The following is a 20,888-nucleotide window of genomic DNA, read 5'->3' on the forward strand; positions in this document are numbered from 1 at the left end:
CGGTGCCCCTTTGATCGTCTGGCTGCGTCTCGCCGTGGCTTTCCTCGTGCTCAGCACGGTGACGGCCATCCTGCTGCCCATCCAGCTCGTCGGCCTGCGCTTCAATCTGAAAGTCCGCCGCCGTCTGCCGCGCCTCTGGCACCGTGTCGCCTGCTGGGTGCTCGGCCTCCGGGTGCGGGTGCATGGCACGCTGGAGGCGAAACGGCCGTTGCTGCTTGCCTCCAACCATGTCTCCTGGAAGGACATCCTGGTGCTCGGCTCGGTGGCCGATGTGGTCTACATCGCCAAATCCGAGGTGCGCGGCTGGCCGGTCTTCGGCATCCTCGCCCGCCTCCAGGCGACGATCTTCGTGGAACGCGACCAGCGCCGGAAGACCGGCGACCAGGTCGACGAGATCGCGCGGCGGCTGACGGCCGGCGAGATCGTCGTGCTCTTCCCAGAGGGCACGACCTCGGACGGCAACCGCCTGCTGGAGATCAAGACCTCGCTCTTCGGCGCGGCCGCCTCCGCGGTGCCGCACGCGCCGGGCGGTGTCGTGCATATCCAGCCGGTCTCGATCGCCTATACCGGCGTGCACGGCATGGCCATGGGGCGCTTCCATCGACCGCTCGCCGCCTGGCCGGGCGATATCGAGCTCCTGCCGCATCTCCTCGGCGTCGCGCGCGAGGGGGCGGTGGATGTCGATGTCGATTTCGGCGAGCGGGTGGACTATTCCCGCAGCAGCAACCGCAAGCAGGTCAGCCGCACGGTCGAGGCACGCATTCGCGCCATGCTGGGCGCGCGCCTGCGCGGCCGATAGTCCGGGGGACGTGACAGGACTTCATTTTCCGGGGCTTTTCCACTATGGAAGCGGCCATGAGCGAACAATCCCTCCTTCCGCCCGAAGCCGGCGCCACGCCGAACGCGCGTTCGAACACCCGCAAGGTCTTCGTGAAGACCTACGGCTGTCAGATGAACGTCTATGACAGCGACCGCATGACGGATGCGCTGTCGAAGGACGGCTACCAGGCGACGGACGTCCTGGAGGAGGCCGACCTCGTTCTCCTCAACACCTGTCATATCCGCGAGAAGGCGGCGGAAAAGGTCTATTCCGAGCTCGGCCGCCTGCGCGAGATGAAGAAGGCGCGCGCCAAGGACGGCCGCGAAATGGTGATCGGCGTCACCGGCTGCGTCGCCCAGGCCGAGGGCAGGGAAATCCTGCGCCGCGCGCCGGCGGTCGACCTGGTGGTCGGCCCGCAGACCTATCACCGCCTGCCGGACGCGCTGCGCCGCGCCAAGGGCGGCGAGCGCGTCGTCGAGACGGACTATGCCATTGAGGACAAGTTCGAGCATCTTCCCGCGCCGGAAAAGGCGAAGACCCGCGCCCGCGGCGTCACCGCCTTCCTGACGGTGCAGGAAGGCTGCGACAAGTTCTGCACCTTCTGCGTGGTGCCCTATACGCGCGGTTCGGAAGTCTCGCGCCCGGTTTCGCAGATCGTCTCGGAGGCCGAGCGCCTTGTCGAGGGCGGCGTGCGCGAGATCACCCTGCTCGGCCAGAACGTCAACGCCTGGCACGGCCTCGGTCCGGACGGCCGCGAATGGGGCCTTGGCGACCTCCTCTACCGGCTCGCCGGCATCAAGGGCCTCGCGCGCCTGCGTTATACGACCAGCCACCCGCGCGACATGGACGACCGCCTGATCGAAGCCCATCGCGACCTGCCGGCGCTGATGCCCTATCTGCACCTGCCGGTCCAGTCGGGCTCCGACCGTATCCTGAAAGCGATGAACCGGCGCCATACGGCGGCCGAGTATATCGCCCTCATCGAGCGCATCCGCACCGTCCAGCCGGCGCTGGCGATCTCGGGCGATTTCATCGTCGGCTTCCCCGGCGAGAGCGACCGGGACTTCGAGGACACGATGCGCCTCATCGAGACGGTCGGTTATGCACAGGCATTTTCCTTCAAGTATTCCATACGGCCGGGCACGCCCGGCGCGGAGATGGACGGCCATGTCGCGGAAGACGTGAAGTCGGAACGCCTTGAAAGATTGCAGGCTTTGCTGTTTCGACAGCAGCGCGAATTCGCGCGCGGCTGCGTCGGCAAGGAAATCGACCTGCTCCTGGAGAAGCCCGGCCGCATGCCCGGCCAGCTCGTCGGCCGCTCGCCCTGGCTGCAGCCTGTGAATGTTGATGCAAAAGCGTCTGAAATCGGTGACATTATCCGGGTACGAATCACCGATACCGGGCCCAACAGCCTTTTCGCGCAAGCGATCGGTTGACGGGCGGATCGCAAGGAGCCTGACCGCTTGAACGGACACGAATTGACGACGTCATCGCCGCGCCAGTCGAAAAAAGAGACCGACGCCAATCACTTCGTGCTGACCTTCGAGAACAATCGATACGCAAGCGAGCTGTTCGGCCAGTTCGACCAGAACCTGAAGCTGCTGGAGCAGCGCCTCGGCATCGATGCGCGCGCGCGGGGCAATTCCATCTCCATTTCCGGCGACGTGGTGGCGACCAACCAGGCCCGCCACGCCCTCGATTACCTTTACGACCGGCTTCAGAAGGGAGGCTCGATCGAGCTTTCCGACGTGGAGGGCGCGATCCGCATGGCGATCGCCGCGGACGACCAGCTTTCCCTGCCGACGATGGAGCGCAAGGCCAAGCTCACCATGTCGCAGATCTCCACCCGCAAGAAGACCATCGTTGCCCGCACCCCGATGCAGGATACCTATATCCGCGCGCTGGAGCGGTCCGAGCTCGTCTTCGGCGTCGGCCCGGCCGGCACGGGCAAGACCTATCTCGCCGTCGCCCATGCCGCCCAGCTCCTGGAGCGCGGCGCGGTCGACCGCATCATCCTGTCGCGTCCGGCCGTCGAGGCCGGCGAGCGTCTCGGCTTCCTGCCCGGCGACATGAAGGAGAAGGTCGATCCGTATCTGCGTCCGCTCTACGACGCGCTCTACGACATGATGCCGGGCGACAAGGTCGAACGCGCCATCACCGCCGGCGTCATCGAGATCGCGCCGCTCGCCTTCATGCGCGGCCGCACGCTCGCCAACGCCGCGGTCATCCTCGACGAGGCGCAGAACACGACCTCCATGCAGATGAAGATGTTCCTGACGCGTCTGGGTGAGAACGGCCGTATGATCGTCACGGGCGATCCGAGCCAGGTCGACCTGCCGCGTGGCGTCAAGTCGGGCCTTGTCGAAGCGCTGCAGATCCTCAAGGGCGTCGAGGGCGTTTCCGTCGTCCGCTTCAAGGACGCCGATGTCGTGCGCCACCCGATGGTCGCCCGCATCGTCCGGGCCTATGAAGCCCAGACAGCGGTGCAGGACGAAAGCGAGCAGATGGACCGCTGAGGCGGCTCAAAATTCTGATGAGCGAACTCGATATCCAGATTTCCGTCGAAGACGGCGCATGGCCCTCGGAAGAGCGCCTGCGCGAGATCAGCGAACGTGCGCTCGGCGCGGCCGCAGGTTTCCTCCGGCGGGAGGAAAGGCAGCCCTTCCCGAAGACGGGCGCCCCGGAGGTCTCCCTCGTCTTCACCAGCGACGGGGAGATCCGCGGCATCAACGCGCAATGGCGCAGCCAGGACAAGCCGACCAATGTCCTGTCCTTCCCGGCCTTTCCGCTGACGCCCGGAAAAATGCCGGGGCCGATGCTCGGCGATATCATTTTTGCCGAGGAAACGCTGGCCCGCGAGGCGGCGGATCTCGGCAAGTCTTTCGACGATCATCTCACGCACCTGCTGGTGCATGGATTTCTGCATCTCTTCGGCTATGATCACATGGACGACGAGGAAGCGGAAAAAATGGAGGGGCTGGAGACTCGCATTCTTGCCGAGCTTGGCCTATCTGACCCGTACGGGGATGACCCCGATGAATAGTTTGGACCAATGAGCGACTTTAGAAACCAGTCCGTAGAAACGGAAAAGAGTGAGGCGGACGCCTCAAGTCAGGACGAGGCGGGCAGTAGTAGCAGCGCGCCGAAGCAGGAAAGCGGGGGCCGGACATCCTTCTGGTCCCGCGCCGCACGGCTTTGGCGCATGACGGGTGCCTCCAGCCTGCGCAAGGACCTCGCCGACGCCCTGATGACGGAAGAGAGCGGCGGCGAGCCGACCTTCCTGCCCGAAGAGCGGGCGATGCTGCACAACATTCTTCGCTTCCGCGAGGTGCGGGTCGAGGACGTCATGGTGCCGCGCGCCGATATCGAGGCCGTCGACCAGGACATCACGATCGCCGAGCTGATGGTGATCTTCGAGGATTCCGGCCGCTCGCGCATGCCGGTCTACAATGAGAGCCTCGATGATCCGCGCGGCATGGTCCATATCCGCGACCTGCTCGCCTATGTCACCAAGCAGGCCCGCAACAAGCGCCGCACCAGTGCAAAACCGGCTCCCGCCAATGGCGAGAAGCCGACCCGCACGCCGAAGGCCGAATTTGACCTCGGCCGTGTCGATCTGTCGAAGACCGTCGCCGAAGCCGGCATCATCCGCCAGGTTCTCTTCGTGCCGCCCTCCATGCTCGCCGCCGACCTGATGGCGCGCATGCAAGCCGACCGCACGCAGATGGCCCTCGTCATCGACGAATATGGCGGTACGGACGGTCTTGCCTCGCTGGAGGACATCGTCGAGATGGTCGTCGGCGACATCGAGGACGAGCACGACGACGAGGAGGCCATGATCCAGCGCGTCAGCGACGATGTCTTCATCGCCGACGCCCGCGTCGAGCTGGAGGAGTTGGCGGAAGCCATCGGCCCGGATTTCGACATTCGCGAGCAGCTCGAAGACGCCGATACGCTCGGCGGCCTGATCTTCGCCTCGCTCGGCCGCATCCCGGTGCGGGGCGAGGTGGTGCAGGCGGTGCCGGGCTTCGAGTTCCACGTTCTCGACGCCGATCCGCGCCGCGTCAAGCGGGTACGGGTCACGCGCAAGCGCGCCGGCTCCGTTCGCCGCCGCGAGCGCAAGCCGGAGGGCGAGGGCCTGCCCCTTGCCGGCGACCGGCCGAAACTGCCGGAACAGCAGAACGACGGGGCGAACGCCGAATAGGCGGACGGCCCCCTTGAAAAATGATCTGCGCCTTGTGCCGCCGTGACGCGGGACAAGGCGCTGGTTTTTTGGAAGACTGGCGCGGCTGATTCGGGGACATGAAGGGGACGGCATGGAGCGGCTTGCGGGCAGGGTCATGCTCCTGTCTGGGACGAGACGGGCGCTTTTGGCATTTCTTGCGGGCCTGATCGGGGTGCTGGCGCTGCCGCCCTTCGGTTTCTTCGCAGCGCTGTTCGTCTCCTTTACCTTGCTCGTCTGGTTGCTCGACGGCGCCAGCGCCGCGCCGGAGGCCGGTTTCCTGCGGCGTCTGGCGCCTGCCTTCCGCATCGGCTGGTTCTTCGGCTTCGGCTACTTCGTCGGCGGGCTGTGGTGGCTCGGCAATGCGCTGCTCGTCGAGGCGGATGCCTTTGCCTGGGCGCTGCCGCTTGCCGTCTTCGGCCTGCCTGCCTTCCTTGCTTTCTACTACGGTCTTGCGGCCGCGCTCGCCCGCCTCCTCTGGTCGGACGGCATGGGCCGCATCGCCGCGCTCGCCTTCGCCTTCGGCATTGGCGAATGGCTGCGCGGCACGCTCTTCACCGGCTTTCCCTGGAACGCCGTCGGCTACGGCGCGATGCCCGTGCCGCTGCTCATGCAAGCGGCCGGCGTCGTCGGCATTGCCGGCATGAATGCGCTTGCCGTCTTCGTCTTCGCCGCGCCGGCATTGATCGGCACGCGGCGCGGCCGGGGGCCTGGCCTTTCGCTCGCCGTCCTGCTCTTCGCGGCCCAGCTCGGTTACGGCTACTATGCCCTGAACATCGTGCCGGCGCCGGAAGACGAGGCGACCGTCATCCGCCTCGTCCAGCCGGTGATCGACCAGGCGCTAAAGCTCGACGACGGCGCCCGCGCCGAGATCTTCGAGCAGCATCTGGCGCTGAGCGCCGCAAGTCCGGCGGCGGGCGGCAGGAGGCCCGACATCATCGTGTGGCCGGAGACCTCCATTCCCTTCATCCTCACCGACAATCCGGATGCGCTGGTGCGCATCGCGGCCGTGCTGGAGGACGACCAGGCGCTGATTGCCGGCGCCGTGCGAACCGAAAGCGCCGGTTCCGGCAAGGCGCCGCGCTACTACAACTCCATCTACGCCATCGACGGCCGCGGTCAGATCACCGGCGCGGCCGACAAGGTGCATCTCGTTCCCTTTGGCGAGTACATGCCCTTTGCCGAGATTTTCGAGAGCCTCGGCGTGGATGCCGTCGCCATGCCGGGCGGCTTTTCCGCTGCCCGTGAGCACCAGCTCCTGAATGCCCTAGGCAGGGGTCTCTATCCGCTGGTTTGCTACGAGGCGATCTTCCCCTCCGAGATCAACGGATCGGCGGAAACGGCCGCCGCTCTGCTGAATGTCACCAACGATGCCTGGTTCGGCAGGACGCCCGGCCCCTACCAGCATTTCCAGCAGGCAAGGCTGCGCGCCGTCGAACGCGGCCTGCCACTGATTCGCGCCGCCAATAACGGTATTTCCGCCGTGGTCGATGCGAAGGGCAGGGTGGTGGAAGGCCTTGCCCATGATGTCCCGGGTTTTGTCGATGCAACTCTCCCGGGAAGATTTGCGGCTGCAGACCGGGCAAAGCAGCAGAATTGGTCGTTTCTGATTGTTCTCGGCGTTCTCTTCGCAATGGCGGGCATTTCTAGCATTGGTTTTAGAAACAGGACGAATTGACCAAAAACCCCTAAAATAGCATAGTGCACGCCGCCGGCGGTTCTCCTGTATTGTGGTGACCTTCAGGGTTTGCGCATACAACGTGGCGTTAAGTTTTCGTTAAGGCTGCCGGCAGGGTGGGGCCATTTCTGCGCGTTAGGACACATTGATGATGGAAAACAAGAAGAAGCCGAATCCGATTGATATTCACGTCGGTAGCCGGATCCGGCTTCGCAGGACCATGCTCGGCATGAGTCAGGAGAAGCTGGGCGAAAGTCTCGGCATCACCTTCCAGCAGATCCAGAAATACGAGAAGGGCACGAACCGCGTCGGCGCCAGCCGCCTGCAGAACATTTCGAGCATTCTCAACGTGCCCGTCTCCTTCTTCTTCGAGGATGCGCCGGGTGAACAGGCGGACGCCCAGGCGGGCTTTGCCGAAGCGTCGAGCTCCAACTACGTGGTCGACTTCCTGTCCTCCTCCGAAGGGCTCCAACTCAACCGGGCCTTCGTCAAGATCGGCGATCCCAAGGTCCGCCGCAAGCTCGTGGACCTCGTCAAGGCGCTTGCCGCCGAGGCCGAACTCGAGTGATCTCCGCGTGAGATCTGGAAGAAAAAGGCGGTCCTACGGGGCCGCTTTTCATTTGCGCGCGCTTGTGTCGCGCCCGCGACGACTGCGGCAAAACACCCGGAAAGCCGGGACATAAACATATTCTTATGTCCTTCTGCGCTTGTTTTTCCTCCGCGAACTGAATAACAACGTCGAAGTCCATTTCTTTGAGGGGAATTCCCGCATGCGCAGCAGCTATCTCTTCACCAGCGAGTCCGTCGCCGAGGGTCATCCGGACAAGGTGTGCGACCGCATCTCCGACGAAATCGTCGATCTGGTCTACCGCGAAGCCTTGAAGTCGAAGGTCGATCCGTGGTCGGTCCGTATTGCCTGCGAGACGCTTGCGACGACCAACCGCGTGGTGATCGCCGGTGAAGTGCGCCTGCCGCCGAGCCTGCTGAAGAAGGACAAGGACGGCAACGACGTCATCAACCCCTCCAAGTTCAAGTCGGCCGCCCGCAAGGCGATCCGCGACATCGGCTACGAGCAGGACGGCTTCAACTGGAAGACGGCGAAGATCGACGTGCTGCTGCATTCCCAGTCCGCCGACATCGCCCAGGGCGTCGACAACGCCGCCGACAAGCAGGGCGACGAGGGCGCCGGCGACCAGGGCATCATGTTCGGCTACGCCTGCCGCGAAACCACCGAGCTGATGCCGGCGCCGCTCTACTATTCGCACCGCATCCTCCAGCTTCTCGCCGAAGCTCGCAAGAAGGGCGAGGGCGATGCCGGCAAGCTCGGTCCGGACGCCAAGAGCCAGGTGACCGTGCGCTATGTCGACGGCAAGCCGGCCGATGTCGCCTCCATCGTGCTGTCCACGCAGCATCTCGATGACAGCTGGGATTCCAAGAAGGTCCGCGAGGTCGTGGAACCCTATATCCGCGAGGCGCTGAACGGCCTGAAGATTGCCGACGATTGCTCCTGGTACATCAACCCGACCGGCAAGTTCGTCATCGGCGGCCCGGACGGCGATGCCGGCCTCACCGGCCGCAAGATCATCGTCGACACCTATGGCGGCGCGGCCCCGCATGGCGGCGGCGCCTTCTCCGGCAAGGACACGACTAAGGTAGACCGGTCGGCCGCCTATGCCGCGCGCTACCTCGCCAAGAACGTCGTCGCCGCCGGCCTTGCGGACCGCTGCACGATCCAGCTTTCCTACGCCATCGGCGTCGCCCAGCCGCTCTCGGTCTATGTCGACCTGCACGGCACGGGCAAGGTGAGCGAAGACGCCGTCGAGGCCGCGGTCCGCAAGGTCATGGACCTGTCGCCGTCGGGCATCCGCCGCCACCTCGACCTCAACAAGCCGATCTACGCCAAGACCGCCGCCTACGGTCATTTCGGCCGCAAGGCCGGCCGCGACGGCTCGTTCTCCTGGGAGCGCCTCGACCTCGTCAAGGCCCTCAAGGAAGCGTTGAAGAACTGAGGCCGACATGACGGATGCAGAGCGCCGCAGCCGCGCGAGCGAGGCCTTCTTCGGTCGCCGCAAGGGAAAACCGCTCAGGGAGCGGCAGGCGCAGCATCTTCAGACCGTGCTGCCGGTGCTGAAGGTCGATCTTTCGGCCCCGGCGCCGGCGGACATTGCGGCGCTCTATGATTTCTCGCCGGCCCGGACACGCCTCGAAATCGGCTTCGGCGGCGGGGAGCACCTCATCCGTCGCGCGCAGGAAGCGCCCGATACCGCCTTCATCGGCGTCGAACCCTTCGTCAATTCGATGGCGAAGCTGATCGGCAGCGTGGAGGAAACGGGCGCGAAGAATATCCGGCTCTATGACGACGATGCGACGGCGCTGCTGGATTGGCTTCCGGCAGCCTCGATCGATCAGATCGACCTGCTTTATCCGGATCCGTGGCCGAAGAAGAAGCACTGGAAGAGGCGGTTCGTCTCGAAGGTCAATCTCGACCGCTTTGCCCGGGTGCTGAAGCCCGGCGGGCTCTTCTGCTTCGCGTCCGACATCGACACCTATGTCAACTGGACGCTGATGCACTGCGGGTCTCATCCCGCTTTTGTGTGGACCGCCGAAAACGCGGTCGACTGGCTGACGCCGTTTGCCGGCTGGCCGGGCACGCGCTACGAGGCCAAGGCCAAGCGCGAGGGCCGCAAGTCGGCCTATCTTACCTTCCGCCGTCTCTGACGGAAGGATTTTCCGGCATCAGTGCAGGCTGACGGTGCGCAGGTCGTCCTCGGCCGCCTTGTAGAAGGTGCTCGAACGGTTGTCCGTCAGGAGGATCGGCGTGCCGTCGGCGCCGAACAGGGCCCACAGATCCAGGCTCGGGTCGATTTCCGGCGCTTCCGGGAAGACGCGCGAGACTTCGTCGGCCTTCATCTTCCGGATGTAGCCGACTTCGCCGGCGCCGAGATGTGCAAGATCCGCCTTCGAAACGGTGGGGGTTACAGTCTTCAGTCCCATCTTTGCCTCCATGGCAATGCCGGCAGGGCCGGCCACCGGACGTCCATGGCCACCATGGCCCATCGGTACGTCAGGCGATCAGGTTACGCTTGAAACGTTCCGGCGGGTGTTCCCGCAGGAACGGCTCATGATCTAGTCTGATACGGAAATGTTAATTTTCTTTACCATTCGCACAGGCTCGGGCCGCACGAGGTCGACCGCGAGCAGGCCGTTCTTCAGCTCCGCTCCCAAAACGCGCATGCCGTCGGCAAGCACGAAGGTGCGCTGGAACTGGCGGGCCGCAATGCCGCGGTAGAGATAGTCCCGCTCGCCGTTGTCGACCTGGCGGCCGCGGATGACGAGCTGGTTTTCCTCCGTCGTCACATCGAGCTCGTCTTCGGAAAAACCCGCGACGGCAAGGGTGATGCGCAGCCGTTCCGGTGCGCCTGTCTCGCCGTTCGGCCGCAGCCGCTCGATATTGTACGGGGGATAGCCATCATTGCCCTTGGCGATGCGCTCAAGGGTCTTTTCCATGGCGTCGAAGCCCAGGAGCAGCGGGCTCGTGAAAGGGGTCATGCGTGACATGCATCTAGTCCTTGGCTTTCAAGCGACTTCGGCGGGACCCGACCTCGGCATCCCGATGGCTGCAATATGGGGATTGCCGGCGCAGGGCGCAAGACGCTTGCGAATGGCGATTTCGCAAATATAGTCGCCGCTTCGCCTGCGCGACGCGGGCCAAGAACAGAACCAGCGAGAAAACGGAGACGGCATGTCTGAGCCACGGAAAATCATCATCGACACGGATCCCGGCCAGGACGATGCCGCCGCGATCATGCTGGCGCTCGGCAGCCCCGAACTCGATATCCTCGGCATCACCACCGTCGCCGGCAACGTGCCGCTGGCGCGCACCTCCTGCAATGCCCGCATCATCCTGGAATTCTGTTCGCGGACCGACGTGAAGGTCTATGCCGGCGCCGACAGGCCGATCGCCCGCCCGCTGGTCACCGCCGAGCATGTCCATGGCAAGACCGGCCTCGACGGCCCGGAACTGCACGAGCCGCAGATGCCGCTGGAGGCCCGGCATGCCGTGGACTTCATCATCGAGACGCTCCGGCGCGAACCGGCCGGCACGGTGACGCTCTGCACGCTCGGCCCGCTGACGAACATCGCGACGGCGCTGGAGAAGGCACCGGACATCGCCGGCCGCGTGCGCGAATTGGTCATGATGGGCGGCGGCTTCTTCGAGGGCGGCAACATCACGCCGGCTGCAGAATTCAACATCTATGTCGATCCGGAAGCGGCTGCCGCCGTCTTCAAGTCCGGCATCCCGATCGTCATGATGCCGCTCGACGTCACCCACAAGGTGCTGACGCTGAAGAGCCGTGTCGCCAGTCTGCGCGAGATCGGCAGCCGGCCCGCCAAGGCCCTCGTCGAGATGCTCGACTTCTTCGAGCGCTTCGACGTGGAGAAATACGGCTCCGACGGCGGCCCGCTGCACGATCCGACGGTCATCGCCTATCTCCTGAAGCCGGAGCTGTTCTCCGGCCGCGACTGCAATGTGGAGATCGAGACCACCTCGCCGCTTACCGTCGGCATGACGGTGGTCGACTGGTGGCAGGTCACCGGCCGCAAGCACAATGCGCGGGTGATGAAGGACGTCGATGCCGACGGCTTCTTCGCTCTCCTCGCCGAGCGCGTCGGCCGTCTCTGATGCGCGGCCCCCGCAGTGCCGGGCCGGGTGTCGAAGGTCGTTTCCACACGGAGATGATGGGCCTTTACGACCGCTTCGCGGCGCTCGGCTTCCGCCCGGTGCTCCTGCGCCGCTTCGTGCTGCTCAACGGCGGCGTGGCGGCGGCGAAGGAACTCGTCTTCAAGCCCGGCACGACCGGGCTGGAACGGCTGCTCGACGCGGGCAAGCCCGAGCTTTCCATGGAGGCGCTGATGCTGCGGTCCGAATACCGGGGCCTGTTTGCCGACCTGGAACTGAAGGAGGCTTCGCAGCGCCTCGCCAGCGCCAGCCGTTCGCGCTCCCGCGGCCGGCTCCAGGCAAAGCCGACGGAGCGGACATAGCCCTTGCCGGCACGGCTGTCTCCCTCATCCGTCTGCAATCCGTTCCTCTCAAAACAAAAAAAGGCCGGCGGAGACGCCGGCCTTTTTCGTCATTCGGTCCGTCTCAGAACTCTTCCCAGTCGTCCTGCGCCAGCGCCGTGTTGCCGGCGACCTGCGGCATGGCGCGTGCCGTGGCGCGCGGCGCCTGGTAGGCGGCGCGCTGCGGCTGGACGTCGCGGCGGGTCGCCTGCTGCACGGGCTGGGCAGCGGCCACGGCGGCGTTTCCGGCGCGGAAGCGGGCGACGAGCGACTTCAGCGTCTGGGCCTCGTCGTTCAGCGCCATGGAGGCGGCGGTGGTCTCCTCCACCATCGCGGCGTTCTGCTGCGTCACCTGGTCCATCTGGTTGACGGCCGCGTTGATCTCCTTGAGGCCGACGGCCTGTTCGGAGGCGGATGAGGAGATCTGGCGGATGAGGCCGTTGATCTGGATGACCTGCTCGGCGATGTTCTCCAGCGCGCTGCCGGCCTTGCCGACGAGATCGACGCCCTCGCGGACCTGCACCTCGGAGGTGTTGATCAGCGTCTTGATCTCCTTGGCGGCATTGGCCGAACGCTGGGCAAGCTCGCGCACCTCCTGGGCGACGACGGCAAAACCCTTGCCGGCTTCACCTGCACGGGCGGCCTCGACACCGGCATTCAATGCCAGCAGGTTCGTCTGGAAGGCGATGTCGTCGATCACGCCGATGATGTTGGAGATTTCCCGCGAGGAGTGCTCGATGCCGTGCATGGCGCCGATCGCCTTCTGCACGACCTCGCCGGACTTGCTGGCGTCGTCGCTGGCCGTTTCCACCGACTTGGCGGCGACGCGGGCGTTTTCCGCGCTGGAATTGACCTGCGAGGTGAGCTGGTCGAGGGCGGCCGCCGTCTCTTCCAGGCTTGCCGCCTGCTGTTCGGTGCGGTGCGAGAGATCGGCCGCGCCCTTGGAGATCTCGCCCGTGCCGCCGCCGATATTGCCGACCGAGGCATTGACCGTCTGGATCGTCTCCTCGAGGCTGGCGATCGCCGAGTTGAAGTCGTTCTTGAGCTTGCCGTATTCGCCCGGGAAATCGCCGGAGAGACGGAAGGTCAGGTTGCCCGAGGAAAGCTGGGCAAGGCCGTCGCCGAGGCGGGCGACGATGTCGCGCTGGAGGGCGCTCGATTCCGCGCGCTCGGCTTCCGAGCGGTTGCGCTCGGCCTCGGTCAGCTGGCGCTGGTTGTCGGCCTCGGTTTCGAGGCGCTTGGTGTCGGCGAGCTGGTGGCGGAACCCTTCCAGTGCCTTGGCGACCGAGCCGGTCTCGTCAGAGCGCTCCTGGCCGGCGATCGGCTGGGTATAGACGCCGCTGCTGAGCGTCGCGACGCCGGAAACGAGGCCGGCGAGCGGCTTTTGCACGAAGAAGCGCACGGCGAAGTAGAGGCCGGCGAGAACGGCGCCGAGAACGATCAGGCCGCCGAGGATCATCATGCGGGTCTGGTCGTCGACCGGAGCGTTGATCGCGGCGCGCGGCACGTCGACCAGCACGACCCAGGTCGTGTTGATGTCCGGCAGCGCGAAGGGATAGACGACGCGATCGAAGGCGGCGAGCTCGTCGAAGGAGAGGTTTTCGATACGGCCGGTCTTGCCCGTCGCAAGCGCCTCCTTGATGATGTCGGCGCCGCCGCCGTCATAGTCCGTCATCAGGAGATCTGCGTTCGGCGCAACGATCCACTTGCCGGTTTGCGACAGCAGCATGACGCGGCCTTCGCCGAAGGGCTTCAGCTGGCTGAGCTTCTCGTTCAGCGTCTTCAGGGAAACGTCGACGCCGGTGACGCCGATCAGCCTGCCGCCCGGGGCGACCGGAAAGGCGATGGAGGCCATGGTGAAGCCTTCGCCGGTCGAGCTTTCCTTGTAGGGCTGGCTCATGGCGCCCTTGCCGCTGCCGGCGGCCAGCGAATACCATTCGGCCTTGTAGTCGGATTCGAAGGTGGAGAGCGCGATGGAGCCATCCTTGCGCTTCGTCCAGTACGGGTTGAACGAGCCGTCCTTGAACGTGCCGGTTTCCAGCTGTTCGGCCGTCTCGCGCGACTTGCCGTCGAAGGCGTTCGGCGCCTCGGCAAACCAGCTGCCGAGCGCGAAGCTGTTCTTTTCCGCGTTCGCCTTGATGATATCCACGACTTCCTTGCGGTCGAAGTGCCCGCCCGCATGACCCTGCTCGATCACGCCCGCCATGGAGCGTGCGGCGCTGGCGAGCTGGCCGATATCGGTCGCGATGTCGGCGGCGATCGCCTTCGCCTCGGTATCGGCTTCGGAATAGACGAGGGCGGCGACGCGGCTCTGCGTCTGGCCGATGAGTACGGTGTTGGAGGCGAGCATCACCAGGGCGATGGTGCCGCCGGTGACCGCGATGAGCTTCGTCGCAAGCGACTTGGCCTGGAACTTGAACATAAAAACCTCACGATGAGAGACGTCCGCGGCGGGCACCGCGGAGGAGCACAGTCGTTTGCGGGGGGCTCCATCATGGAGGGCACGGCGCGCAACCAGCGCCAGAGATGGCCGGTCTCAAGGGCCGGAATCTGAAGATTTCAGTAACCCATAAAATATTAATAAATAGCCAAGCGTCGCCGCCACTTCTTGGCGCAACCGGCTGATTTCTCGGGCGTCGCAGCCAATGCGACGCCCGATGTGTCAATTGCGAAATCCGGCGGGCGGCGCGGCCGCACCACCGTTTAGATTTCGGCGTCGACGGCGGGGGCGAAGGGGATGGAGGGCTGGGCGCCGGGCTTCAGGCAGGCGAGCGATCCGGCGACGGCGGCGCGGCGCAGCGCCTCCTTGAAGCCGAGCCCGGCATCGAGCGAGGCGGCGAGGTAACCGCAGAACGTGTCGCCCGCACCCACCGTGTCGACGGGCTCGATCTTGAGGCCGGCGGCGCGGAAAATCTCGTTCCTGCGGATCGCAACGACGCCGTCGGCGCCGAGCGTGACGATGATCGTCTGGCCGCTGCCGGCATGCAGCGTGCGCATGGTCGTCTCGCGTGCCTCGTCAGAGAGTTCGCCCTTGCCGACGAAGAGGTCGAATTCCGTTTCGTTGGCGACGAGGATATCGGCCATCGCGCCGAGGCGACGGGCATCGGCGCTGAAGGGCGCGATGTTGACGATCGAGATGACGCCCTTCTGCTTGGCGCTGACGAGCGCGGCCTCGATAGCGGCATTGGGGATTTCGAACTGCAGCATCAGGTAGTCGCCGCGCGTCATGCCGCCGACGGTGCGCTTCGCATCCTCCTCGCTGACGGTGCCGTTGGCGCCCGGCACGACGACGATGACGTTCTCGCCTTCGTCGTCCACCAGGATATGGGCCGTGCCGGTCGCCTCGGCGGCGGAGCGCACGCCGTTGAGATCGACGGCGGCGTCGGCGAGCAGCGCCAGCGCCTGGCTGCCCAGCCGGTCGTCGCCGACGGCGCCGGCCATGCGCACGATCGCGCCGGCGCGGCGAGCGGCGAGCGCCTGGTTGGCGCCCTTGCCGCCGGCGGCGGTGGTGAAGCTGCTGCCCATCACCGTCTCGCCCGGCTTCGGCAGGCGTTCTGGCGTGGCGATGAGGTCCATGTTGATGGAGCCGAAGACGGTGATCATGAGAGGTGCCCCTTGTCGTTTCCGCCGGACACTGCCCGAGGCGGTCAGTCCTCGTCAACCACCCTCAGCCGAAGCTGCCCCGTCCGAGCCTCGACGGCCGCCTCCGCAGGCGCGGAAAGCGCTGATGCCGCTTCGAATTCCATGTCTCCGATGCGCGCGCCACGCCGGGTGAGCTTCTCCGTCGAGGTCAGGATGAGGTCGACATCCTTCTGCGCGGCGGTGAAATGGCCGGAAAGCTTGCGCACCCGATCGTCGAGCCGCGTCAGATCGTCCATCAGCCGGGCAACCTCGCCCTGGATGACATGGGCCTGCTCGCGCATGCGCTGGTCCTTCAGAAGCGCCTGCAGCACCTGCACGGAGAGCATGAGCAGCGACGGCGAAACGATGACGATGCGCGCCCTGTGCGCCCGCTGCACGATGGCCTCGAAATTCTCGTGGATGCTGGCGAAGATCGATTCGGAGGGAACGAAGAGGAAGGCGGTGTCCTGCGTCTCGCCGGCGAGGAGATATTTTTCGGCGATATCGCGGATATGGGTCTCCATGTCGCGGCGGAACTGCTGTGCCGCGAGCTTGGCAGCCTCGGGGGAGCGCCCGTCCGACAGCGCATTCCACGCCTCCAGCGGGAATTTCGCATCGACGACGAGAGGCGGCTGGCCGTTCGGCATGCGGATCGTGCAGTCGGGCCTGACGCCGTTGGAAAGCTGCGCCTGGAACTGGTAGGCGCCGGGCGGCATGGCGTCGGTGATGATCGTCTCCATGCGCGACTGGCCGAAGGCGCCGCGCGTCTGCTTGTTGGAGAGGATCGCCTGGAGGCCGACCACGTCCTTCGCCAGCGACTGGATGTTGCTCTGCGCATTGTCGATCACGGCAAGCCGCTCCTGAAGGCGGCGGAGGTTCTCGTGCGTGGTGCGGGTCTGCTCGGAGATCGACTGGCCGATCCGCTGCGTCAGGCCGTCGAGCCGGGCATTGATCGCCTGGTTCGTCTCCGATTGCTTCGAGCCGAAGACGTCGGCCATGGCGGCGACCCGTCCCTGCATTTCCGTCTGTGCCTTCAGGAGTTCGGCAAAGCGCAGCTCCGCCATCGCCGCCGCCTCGCGCTGGCGCGCCTGGCTGCGTCGGGCCGAAAGCAGGCCGAAGACGGCGATCAGCACGGCGGCGAGCAGCACGAGCGCCGGGCCGGGGCCGCCGAGCCGAGCAAGGAGGGAGGCGAGCAGCATGTCAAAGGTCGGATCGATCATGCCGCGACCATAACACGGATTGCGGCGGAAACCAGATCATAACGTGAACAGATGCGCAGGACATGCTACGCTGGCGGCGGTCGAAGCCGATTGAAAGCGTCAAAAAACCGCGCTAAGGAGGCGAGATGACCATCAAGCCGCTGATTATCCTTCCCGATCCGATCCTCCGCCAGGTTTCGAAGCCCATCGAGACCGTCGACAGCGAGGTGAAGGCACTCGCCGACGACATGCTGGAAACCATGTACGATGCGCCGGGCATCGGCCTTGCCGCGATCCAGATCGGCGTCGCGCGCCGCATGCTGGTGCTCGACGTCTCGAAGGAGGGCGAGGACAAGAAGCCGCTCGTCTTCATCAATCCGGAAGTCGTCTCCGCCTCGGATGCCCGCTCGGTCTATGAGGAGGGCTGCCTGTCGATCCCGGACTATTATGCCGAGGTCGAGCGCCCCGCCGCCATCACCGTCAAGCATCTCGACCGCGACGGCAAGGAGCAGCTGACGGAGGCCGACGGCCTGCTGGCGACCTGCCTGCAGCACGAGATCGATCACCTGAACGGCGTGCTGTTCATCGACCATATTTCCAAGCTGAAGCGCGAAATGGTGATCCGCAAGTTCACCAAGGCGGCGAAGCTGCGCGGCAGCAAGGCGCTCTGAGGCGACAACCAGGCGCTTGCCGCCCGGGCTTTGTTTCATGCAATTCCGGCCGCAGAACCGCTTCGCGCTTTTGCTGGACCTGCTTTCCTGGAGGCTGACCGATGGCCCTTCGCATCATCTTCATGGGCACGCCGGATTTCTCCGTTCCGACGCTTGAGGCGCTGGCGGAGGCCGGCCACGAGATCGTCGCCGTCTATTCGCAGCCGCCGCGCCCGGCCGGCCGCCGCGGCCTCGAACTGGTGAAGTCGCCGGTGCACCAGGCGGCGGAAAGGCTCGGGCTTCCCGTCTTCACCCCGCTCAATTTCCGCGAGGAGGCCGACCGCGCGGCCTTTCGCGCGCTGAAGGCGGATGTCGCCGTCGTCGTCGCCTACGGCCTCCTGCTGCCGGAGGCGATCCTTACCGGCACCCGGCTCGGCTGCTACAACGGCCATGCCTCGCTGCTGCCGCGCTGGCGCGGTGCAGCGCCCATCCAGCGGGCGATCATGGCGGGGGACGCGGAAACCGGCATGATGGTCATGCAGATGGAGAAGGGCCTCGACACCGGCCCGGTCGCGCTGACCCATCGCGTGGCGATCGGCGACACCATGACGGCCGGTGAGCTGCACGATACGCTGATGCAGGCGGGCGGCGCCCTGATGGTGGAAGCCATGGCGAAGCTCGAAGCCGGCGACCTGCCGCTGACCCCGCAGGCGGAGGAGGGCGTGCTCTACGCGGCCAAGATCGACAAGGCCGAGACCCGCGTCGATTTTTCCCGCCCCGCCGGGGACGTGCACAACCATATCCGCGGCCTCTCGCCCTTCCCCGGCGCCTGGTTCGAGCTGCCGGTCGGCGGCAAGCCGGAGCGGGTGAAGGTTCTGGCGAGCGCGCCGTCCGGTGCAACCACGGCGAAAGCCGCCGGCACGGTTCTCGACGACCGGCTCACGGTCGCCTGCGGTGACGGCGGGGCGGTCCGGCTCGTGCGCCTGCAGAAGGCGGGCGGCAAGCCGCTCGACGCGGCCGATTTCCTGCGCGGCACGCCCGTCGCGGCCGGCCAGGTCATCGGCTGATGCCGCGCTACCGCCTCCGCATCGAATATGACGGCACGCCCTATGTCGGCTGGCAGCGGCAGGACAACGGGCACTCCGTGCAAGGCGCCATCGAGGCGGCCATCCTGTCGCTGACGGGCGAGACCGTCTCGATCCGCGGCGCGGGGCGCACGGATTCGGGCGTGCATGCCATGGGGCAGGTGGCCCATGCGGACCTTTCCCGAGTGTGGAAGGAGCACACGCTGCGCAACGCGCTCAACGCCCATCTCGGCATGGCCGGCGAGCGGATCGCGATCCTCGATGCGGCGGCGGTGCCCGACGATTTCGACGCCCGCTTCTCGGCGGTGAAGCGGCACTATCTCTACCGCATCATCTCGCGCCCCGCGCCGCTGGCGCTGGAGGCGAACCGGGCCTGGTTCGTCGCCAGGGCGCTCGACCACGAGGTGATGCATGCCGCCGGGCAGATGCTCGTCGGCAGGCACGACTTCACGACCTTCCGTGCCGCCCAGTGCCAGGCGAACAGCCCCGTACGCACCATCGACCGACTGGATGTGACGCGCAGCGGCGACCTGATCGAGATGCGCGTCTCGGCGCAGAGCTTCCTGCACAACCAGATCCGTTCCTTCGCCGGCACGCTGAAGCTGGCCGGCGAGGGCAAGTGGACACGGGAGGACGTGCGCGCGGCGCTGGAGGCGCGCGACCGCAAGGCCTGCGGCCCCGTGGCGCCGCCGGACGGGCTCTATTTCATGGCTGTCGACTACTAGGCGGCCCGGAGGGCGAAAGGCGCATCAGCCCGGCAACGTGCCGAGGAGCTGCTGCAATTGCTGCCCGACGATCATCGGCGGCAGCACGTAGATCGCCGTCATGGCCGAGGCGAGCAGCGTCTGTCTGCCGACGCACATCCACACGAGGCGGAACTGCAGCACGACACTGGCGCCGAAGACCGCATAGAGCAGCAGGCCGGCAAAGGGCGCGCTCGTGGGCAGGACCAGCGTCAGCGCGAAGGGGATTGCCGCGGCATAGGCGAAGGGCACGGCGATCCAGTTGCTCGCCGTCACCACGGTCGCAACATGCTTGCCGTAGCCGAGCGGACGTGCGAGCGCCGCCAGAAGCACGAGCGGCAGCAGCCAGCCCGCCACGTCGATCACCAGGAGCTTGACGAAGAAGGAGAGGCCGGCCGGCGTTCCCGCCGGCATGCTGCCGAGAAAATACAGCCGCCAGGATGCCCAGATGACGGCAAAGGCGGGAAGGCACCAGGCGAAGGCCCAGAAGGAGCGGACAAGCCCGCGCATCGTCAGGTCCAGCCAGCCGAACCCCTCCTGCTTCTGCCGCACGAGCAGGAAGACGCCGGTGAGATAGTGCAGGACCTCGTCAAGCCCGGGCATCGCCGAACCAGCGCTGGAGGAAGGTCTCGTAGATCACGGTCAGCGTCTCGAGATCGGCGATCGCCACCCGCTCGTCGACCATGTGCATGGTCTGCCCGACGAGGCCGAACTCCACGACCGGGCAATAATCCTTGATGAAGCGGGCATCGGAGGTGCCCCCGGTCGTCGACAGCTTTGGCGCGCGTCCGGTTACGGCTTCGACGGCGCCTGACAGCGAGGCGATCAGCCGGTCGTTGCGGGTGAGGAAGACGTGGCTCGGCCGCTCGGCCCAGGCGATGTCGTAGCGAAGCGGCGGGCGGCCCGGCCGCAGCCTTTCGTCGCGCGCGGCGGCATCGAGCCGGCGCACGATCTCGGCCATCACGGTCTCGGCCGTCCAGCTGTCGTTGAAGCGGATGTTGAAGCGGGCGATCGCCTGTGCCGGCACGACATTCGTCGCGGGGTTGCCGACATCGATCGTCGTTACCTCCAGATTCGATGGCTGGAAATTCTCCGTGCCGGCGTCGAAGGGCGGATGCATCAGGGCATCGGTAAGCGCGATCACGCCGCGCACGGCATTGTCGGCGAGGTGCGGATAGGCGGCATGGCCCTGCACGCCATGTACCGTGATCGTGCCGGAGACGGAGCCGCGCCGGCCGATCTTGATCATGTCGCCGAGCTGGTCCGGGTTCGTCGGCTCGCCGACGAGGCAGGCATCCCAGCGTTCGCCGCGCTCTGCGGCCCATTGCAGCAGCTTGATCGTGCCGTTGACGGCCGGGCCTTCCTCGTCGCCGGTGATGAGGAAGGAGAGCGAACCCTTCGGCGGACCGTTCTTCGCGATCTGGCGCGCGACGGCCGCGACGAAGCAGGCGATGCCGCCCTTCATGTCGACCGCGCCGCGGCCGAACATCTCGCCGCCGGCGACCTCGGCGCCGAAGGGCGCATGCGTCCAGGCCGCCTCGTTGCCGACGGGCACGACATCCGTGTGGCCGGCGAACATCAGGTGCGGCCCCCCGGTGCCGATGCGGGCATAGAGGTTCTCGATGTCGGGCATGCCGGGCTCGCGCGCCGTCATGCGCTCCACTGTGAAGCCGAGCGGCGCCAGCATGGCGGCGAGCGCCGTCAGCGCCCCGCCCTCGGCAGGGGTGACGGAGGGGCAGCGGATGAGCATTGCAAGATTGGCGATCGGATCGGCGGAGGTCATGGACATGCGGTCACGGCACGAAAGGG

General features: G+C 66.1%; 21 protein-coding genes. 14 read left to right on the plus strand and 7 right to left on the minus strand.

The window, feature by feature from the left end:
- Positions 1-10 precede the first annotated feature (10 nt).
- The 9 genes from olsA to trmB all read left to right on the plus strand — a co-directional run bounded on the left by olsA (position 11) and on the right by trmB (position 9,438).
- Positions 11-799: a lyso-ornithine lipid O-acyltransferase gene (gene olsA / locus MUU56_RS10495; RefSeq protein ID WP_244767259.1), complete on the plus strand. Its 789-nt coding sequence runs from the start codon at positions 11-13 to the stop codon at positions 797-799.
- Between the two features lie 56 nt (positions 800-855).
- Positions 856-2,256: a tRNA (N6-isopentenyl adenosine(37)-C2)-methylthiotransferase MiaB gene (gene miaB / locus MUU56_RS10500; protein ID WP_244767260.1), complete on the plus strand. Its 1,401-nt coding sequence runs from the start codon at positions 856-858 to the stop codon at positions 2,254-2,256.
- Positions 2,257-2,283: 27 nt separating this feature from the next.
- Positions 2,284-3,336: a PhoH family protein gene (locus MUU56_RS10505; RefSeq protein ID WP_244767261.1), complete on the plus strand. Its 1,053-nt coding sequence runs from the start codon at positions 2,284-2,286 to the stop codon at positions 3,334-3,336.
- A 17-nt stretch (positions 3,337-3,353) separates the two neighbouring features.
- Positions 3,354-3,863, plus strand: coding sequence for an rRNA maturation RNase YbeY (gene ybeY, locus MUU56_RS10510; RefSeq protein ID WP_244767262.1), 510 nt, complete (start codon positions 3,354-3,356; stop codon positions 3,861-3,863).
- A 9-nt stretch (positions 3,864-3,872) separates the two neighbouring features.
- The gene (locus MUU56_RS10515; RefSeq protein WP_244767263.1) at positions 3,873-5,024 is read left to right on the plus strand and encodes a hemolysin family protein; all 1,152 of its coding nucleotides are present in this window, start codon (positions 3,873-3,875) and stop codon (positions 5,022-5,024) included.
- Between the two features lie 112 nt (positions 5,025-5,136).
- Complete coding sequence (gene lnt, locus MUU56_RS10520) at positions 5,137-6,720, plus strand: apolipoprotein N-acyltransferase (protein WP_244767264.1); 1,584 nt, start codon at positions 5,137-5,139, stop codon at positions 6,718-6,720.
- Positions 6,721-6,868: 148 nt separating this feature from the next.
- The gene (locus tag MUU56_RS10525; protein WP_064328645.1) at positions 6,869-7,288 is read left to right on the plus strand and encodes a helix-turn-helix domain-containing protein; all 420 of its coding nucleotides are present in this window, start codon (positions 6,869-6,871) and stop codon (positions 7,286-7,288) included.
- Between the two features lie 202 nt (positions 7,289-7,490).
- The gene (gene metK, locus MUU56_RS10530) at positions 7,491-8,729 is read left to right on the plus strand and encodes a methionine adenosyltransferase (protein WP_244767265.1); all 1,239 of its coding nucleotides are present in this window, start codon (positions 7,491-7,493) and stop codon (positions 8,727-8,729) included.
- A gap of 7 nt (positions 8,730-8,736) precedes the next feature.
- Complete coding sequence (gene trmB, locus MUU56_RS10535; protein ID WP_244767266.1) at positions 8,737-9,438, plus strand: tRNA (guanosine(46)-N7)-methyltransferase TrmB; 702 nt, start codon at positions 8,737-8,739, stop codon at positions 9,436-9,438.
- Positions 9,439-9,456: 18 nt separating this feature from the next.
- Here trmB and MUU56_RS10540 read toward each other — a convergent pair whose 3' ends face one another.
- A complete protein-coding gene (locus MUU56_RS10540) occupies positions 9,457-9,714 on the minus strand; it encodes a BQ00720 family protein (protein ID WP_064332367.1) in 258 nt (85 codons plus the stop codon).
- Positions 9,715-9,846: 132 nt separating this feature from the next.
- Positions 9,847-10,278: an Hsp20 family protein gene (locus MUU56_RS10545; protein WP_244767267.1), complete on the minus strand. Its 432-nt coding sequence runs from the start codon at positions 10,276-10,278 to the stop codon at positions 9,847-9,849.
- A gap of 184 nt (positions 10,279-10,462) precedes the next feature.
- Here MUU56_RS10545 and MUU56_RS10550 point away from each other — a divergent pair, with 184 nt between their 5' ends.
- Both MUU56_RS10550 and MUU56_RS10555 read left to right on the plus strand, forming a co-directional pair.
- Positions 10,463-11,404 carry a nucleoside hydrolase gene (locus MUU56_RS10550; RefSeq protein WP_244767268.1) on the plus strand — a complete coding sequence of 314 codons (942 nt, stop codon included), beginning with the start codon at positions 10,463-10,465 and terminating at the stop codon, positions 11,402-11,404.
- On the plus strand, positions 11,404-11,763 hold the full coding sequence (locus MUU56_RS10555) for a hypothetical protein (protein WP_244767269.1): 360 nt from the start codon (positions 11,404-11,406) through the stop codon (positions 11,761-11,763). Before MUU56_RS10550 ends, MUU56_RS10555 begins: the two co-directional genes overlap by 1 nt.
- A 103-nt stretch (positions 11,764-11,866) precedes the next feature.
- Here the strand turns inward: MUU56_RS10555 and MUU56_RS10560 are convergent, their stop codons facing one another.
- From MUU56_RS10560 to MUU56_RS10570, 3 genes are all read right to left on the minus strand, one after another.
- Entirely contained in the window at positions 11,867-14,203 is a 2,337-nt protein-coding gene (locus MUU56_RS10560; RefSeq protein ID WP_244767270.1) for a methyl-accepting chemotaxis protein, read from the minus strand.
- 281 nt (positions 14,204-14,484) lie between these two features.
- A complete protein-coding gene (locus MUU56_RS10565) occupies positions 14,485-15,384 on the minus strand; it encodes a ribokinase (protein WP_244767271.1) in 900 nt (299 codons plus the stop codon).
- Positions 15,385-15,428: 44 nt separating this feature from the next.
- A complete protein-coding gene (locus MUU56_RS10570; RefSeq protein WP_244767618.1) occupies positions 15,429-16,601 on the minus strand; it encodes a DNA recombination protein RmuC in 1,173 nt (390 codons plus the stop codon).
- Between the two features lie 146 nt (positions 16,602-16,747).
- Here MUU56_RS10570 and def point away from each other — a divergent pair, with 146 nt between their 5' ends.
- From def to truA, 3 genes are all read left to right on the plus strand, one after another.
- Positions 16,748-17,272: a peptide deformylase gene (gene def, locus MUU56_RS10575; protein WP_244767272.1), complete on the plus strand. Its 525-nt coding sequence runs from the start codon at positions 16,748-16,750 to the stop codon at positions 17,270-17,272.
- 101 nt (positions 17,273-17,373) lie between these two features.
- Positions 17,374-18,318 (plus strand): methionyl-tRNA formyltransferase, encoded by a 945-nt coding sequence (gene fmt, locus MUU56_RS10580; protein WP_244767273.1) that lies wholly within the window; start codon positions 17,374-17,376, stop codon positions 18,316-18,318.
- Complete coding sequence (gene truA / locus MUU56_RS10585) at positions 18,318-19,061, plus strand: tRNA pseudouridine(38-40) synthase TruA (RefSeq protein ID WP_244767274.1); 744 nt, start codon at positions 18,318-18,320, stop codon at positions 19,059-19,061. Before fmt ends, truA begins: the two co-directional genes overlap by 1 nt.
- A 24-nt stretch (positions 19,062-19,085) precedes the next feature.
- Here truA and MUU56_RS10590 read toward each other — a convergent pair whose 3' ends face one another.
- Both MUU56_RS10590 and dapE read right to left on the minus strand, forming a co-directional pair.
- On the minus strand, positions 19,086-19,682 hold the full coding sequence (locus MUU56_RS10590) for a hypothetical protein (RefSeq protein ID WP_244767275.1): 597 nt from the start codon (positions 19,680-19,682) through the stop codon (positions 19,086-19,088).
- Positions 19,669-20,862: a succinyl-diaminopimelate desuccinylase gene (gene dapE / locus MUU56_RS10595; RefSeq protein WP_244767619.1), complete on the minus strand. Its 1,194-nt coding sequence runs from the start codon at positions 20,860-20,862 to the stop codon at positions 19,669-19,671. Before dapE ends, MUU56_RS10590 begins: the two co-directional genes overlap by 14 nt.
- Positions 20,863-20,888: the final 26 nt, after the last annotated feature.

This window comes from Shinella yambaruensis, assembly GCF_022899355.1.
In the GTDB taxonomy this organism is placed as follows: Bacteria; Pseudomonadota; Alphaproteobacteria; order Rhizobiales; family Rhizobiaceae; genus Shinella; species Shinella yambaruensis.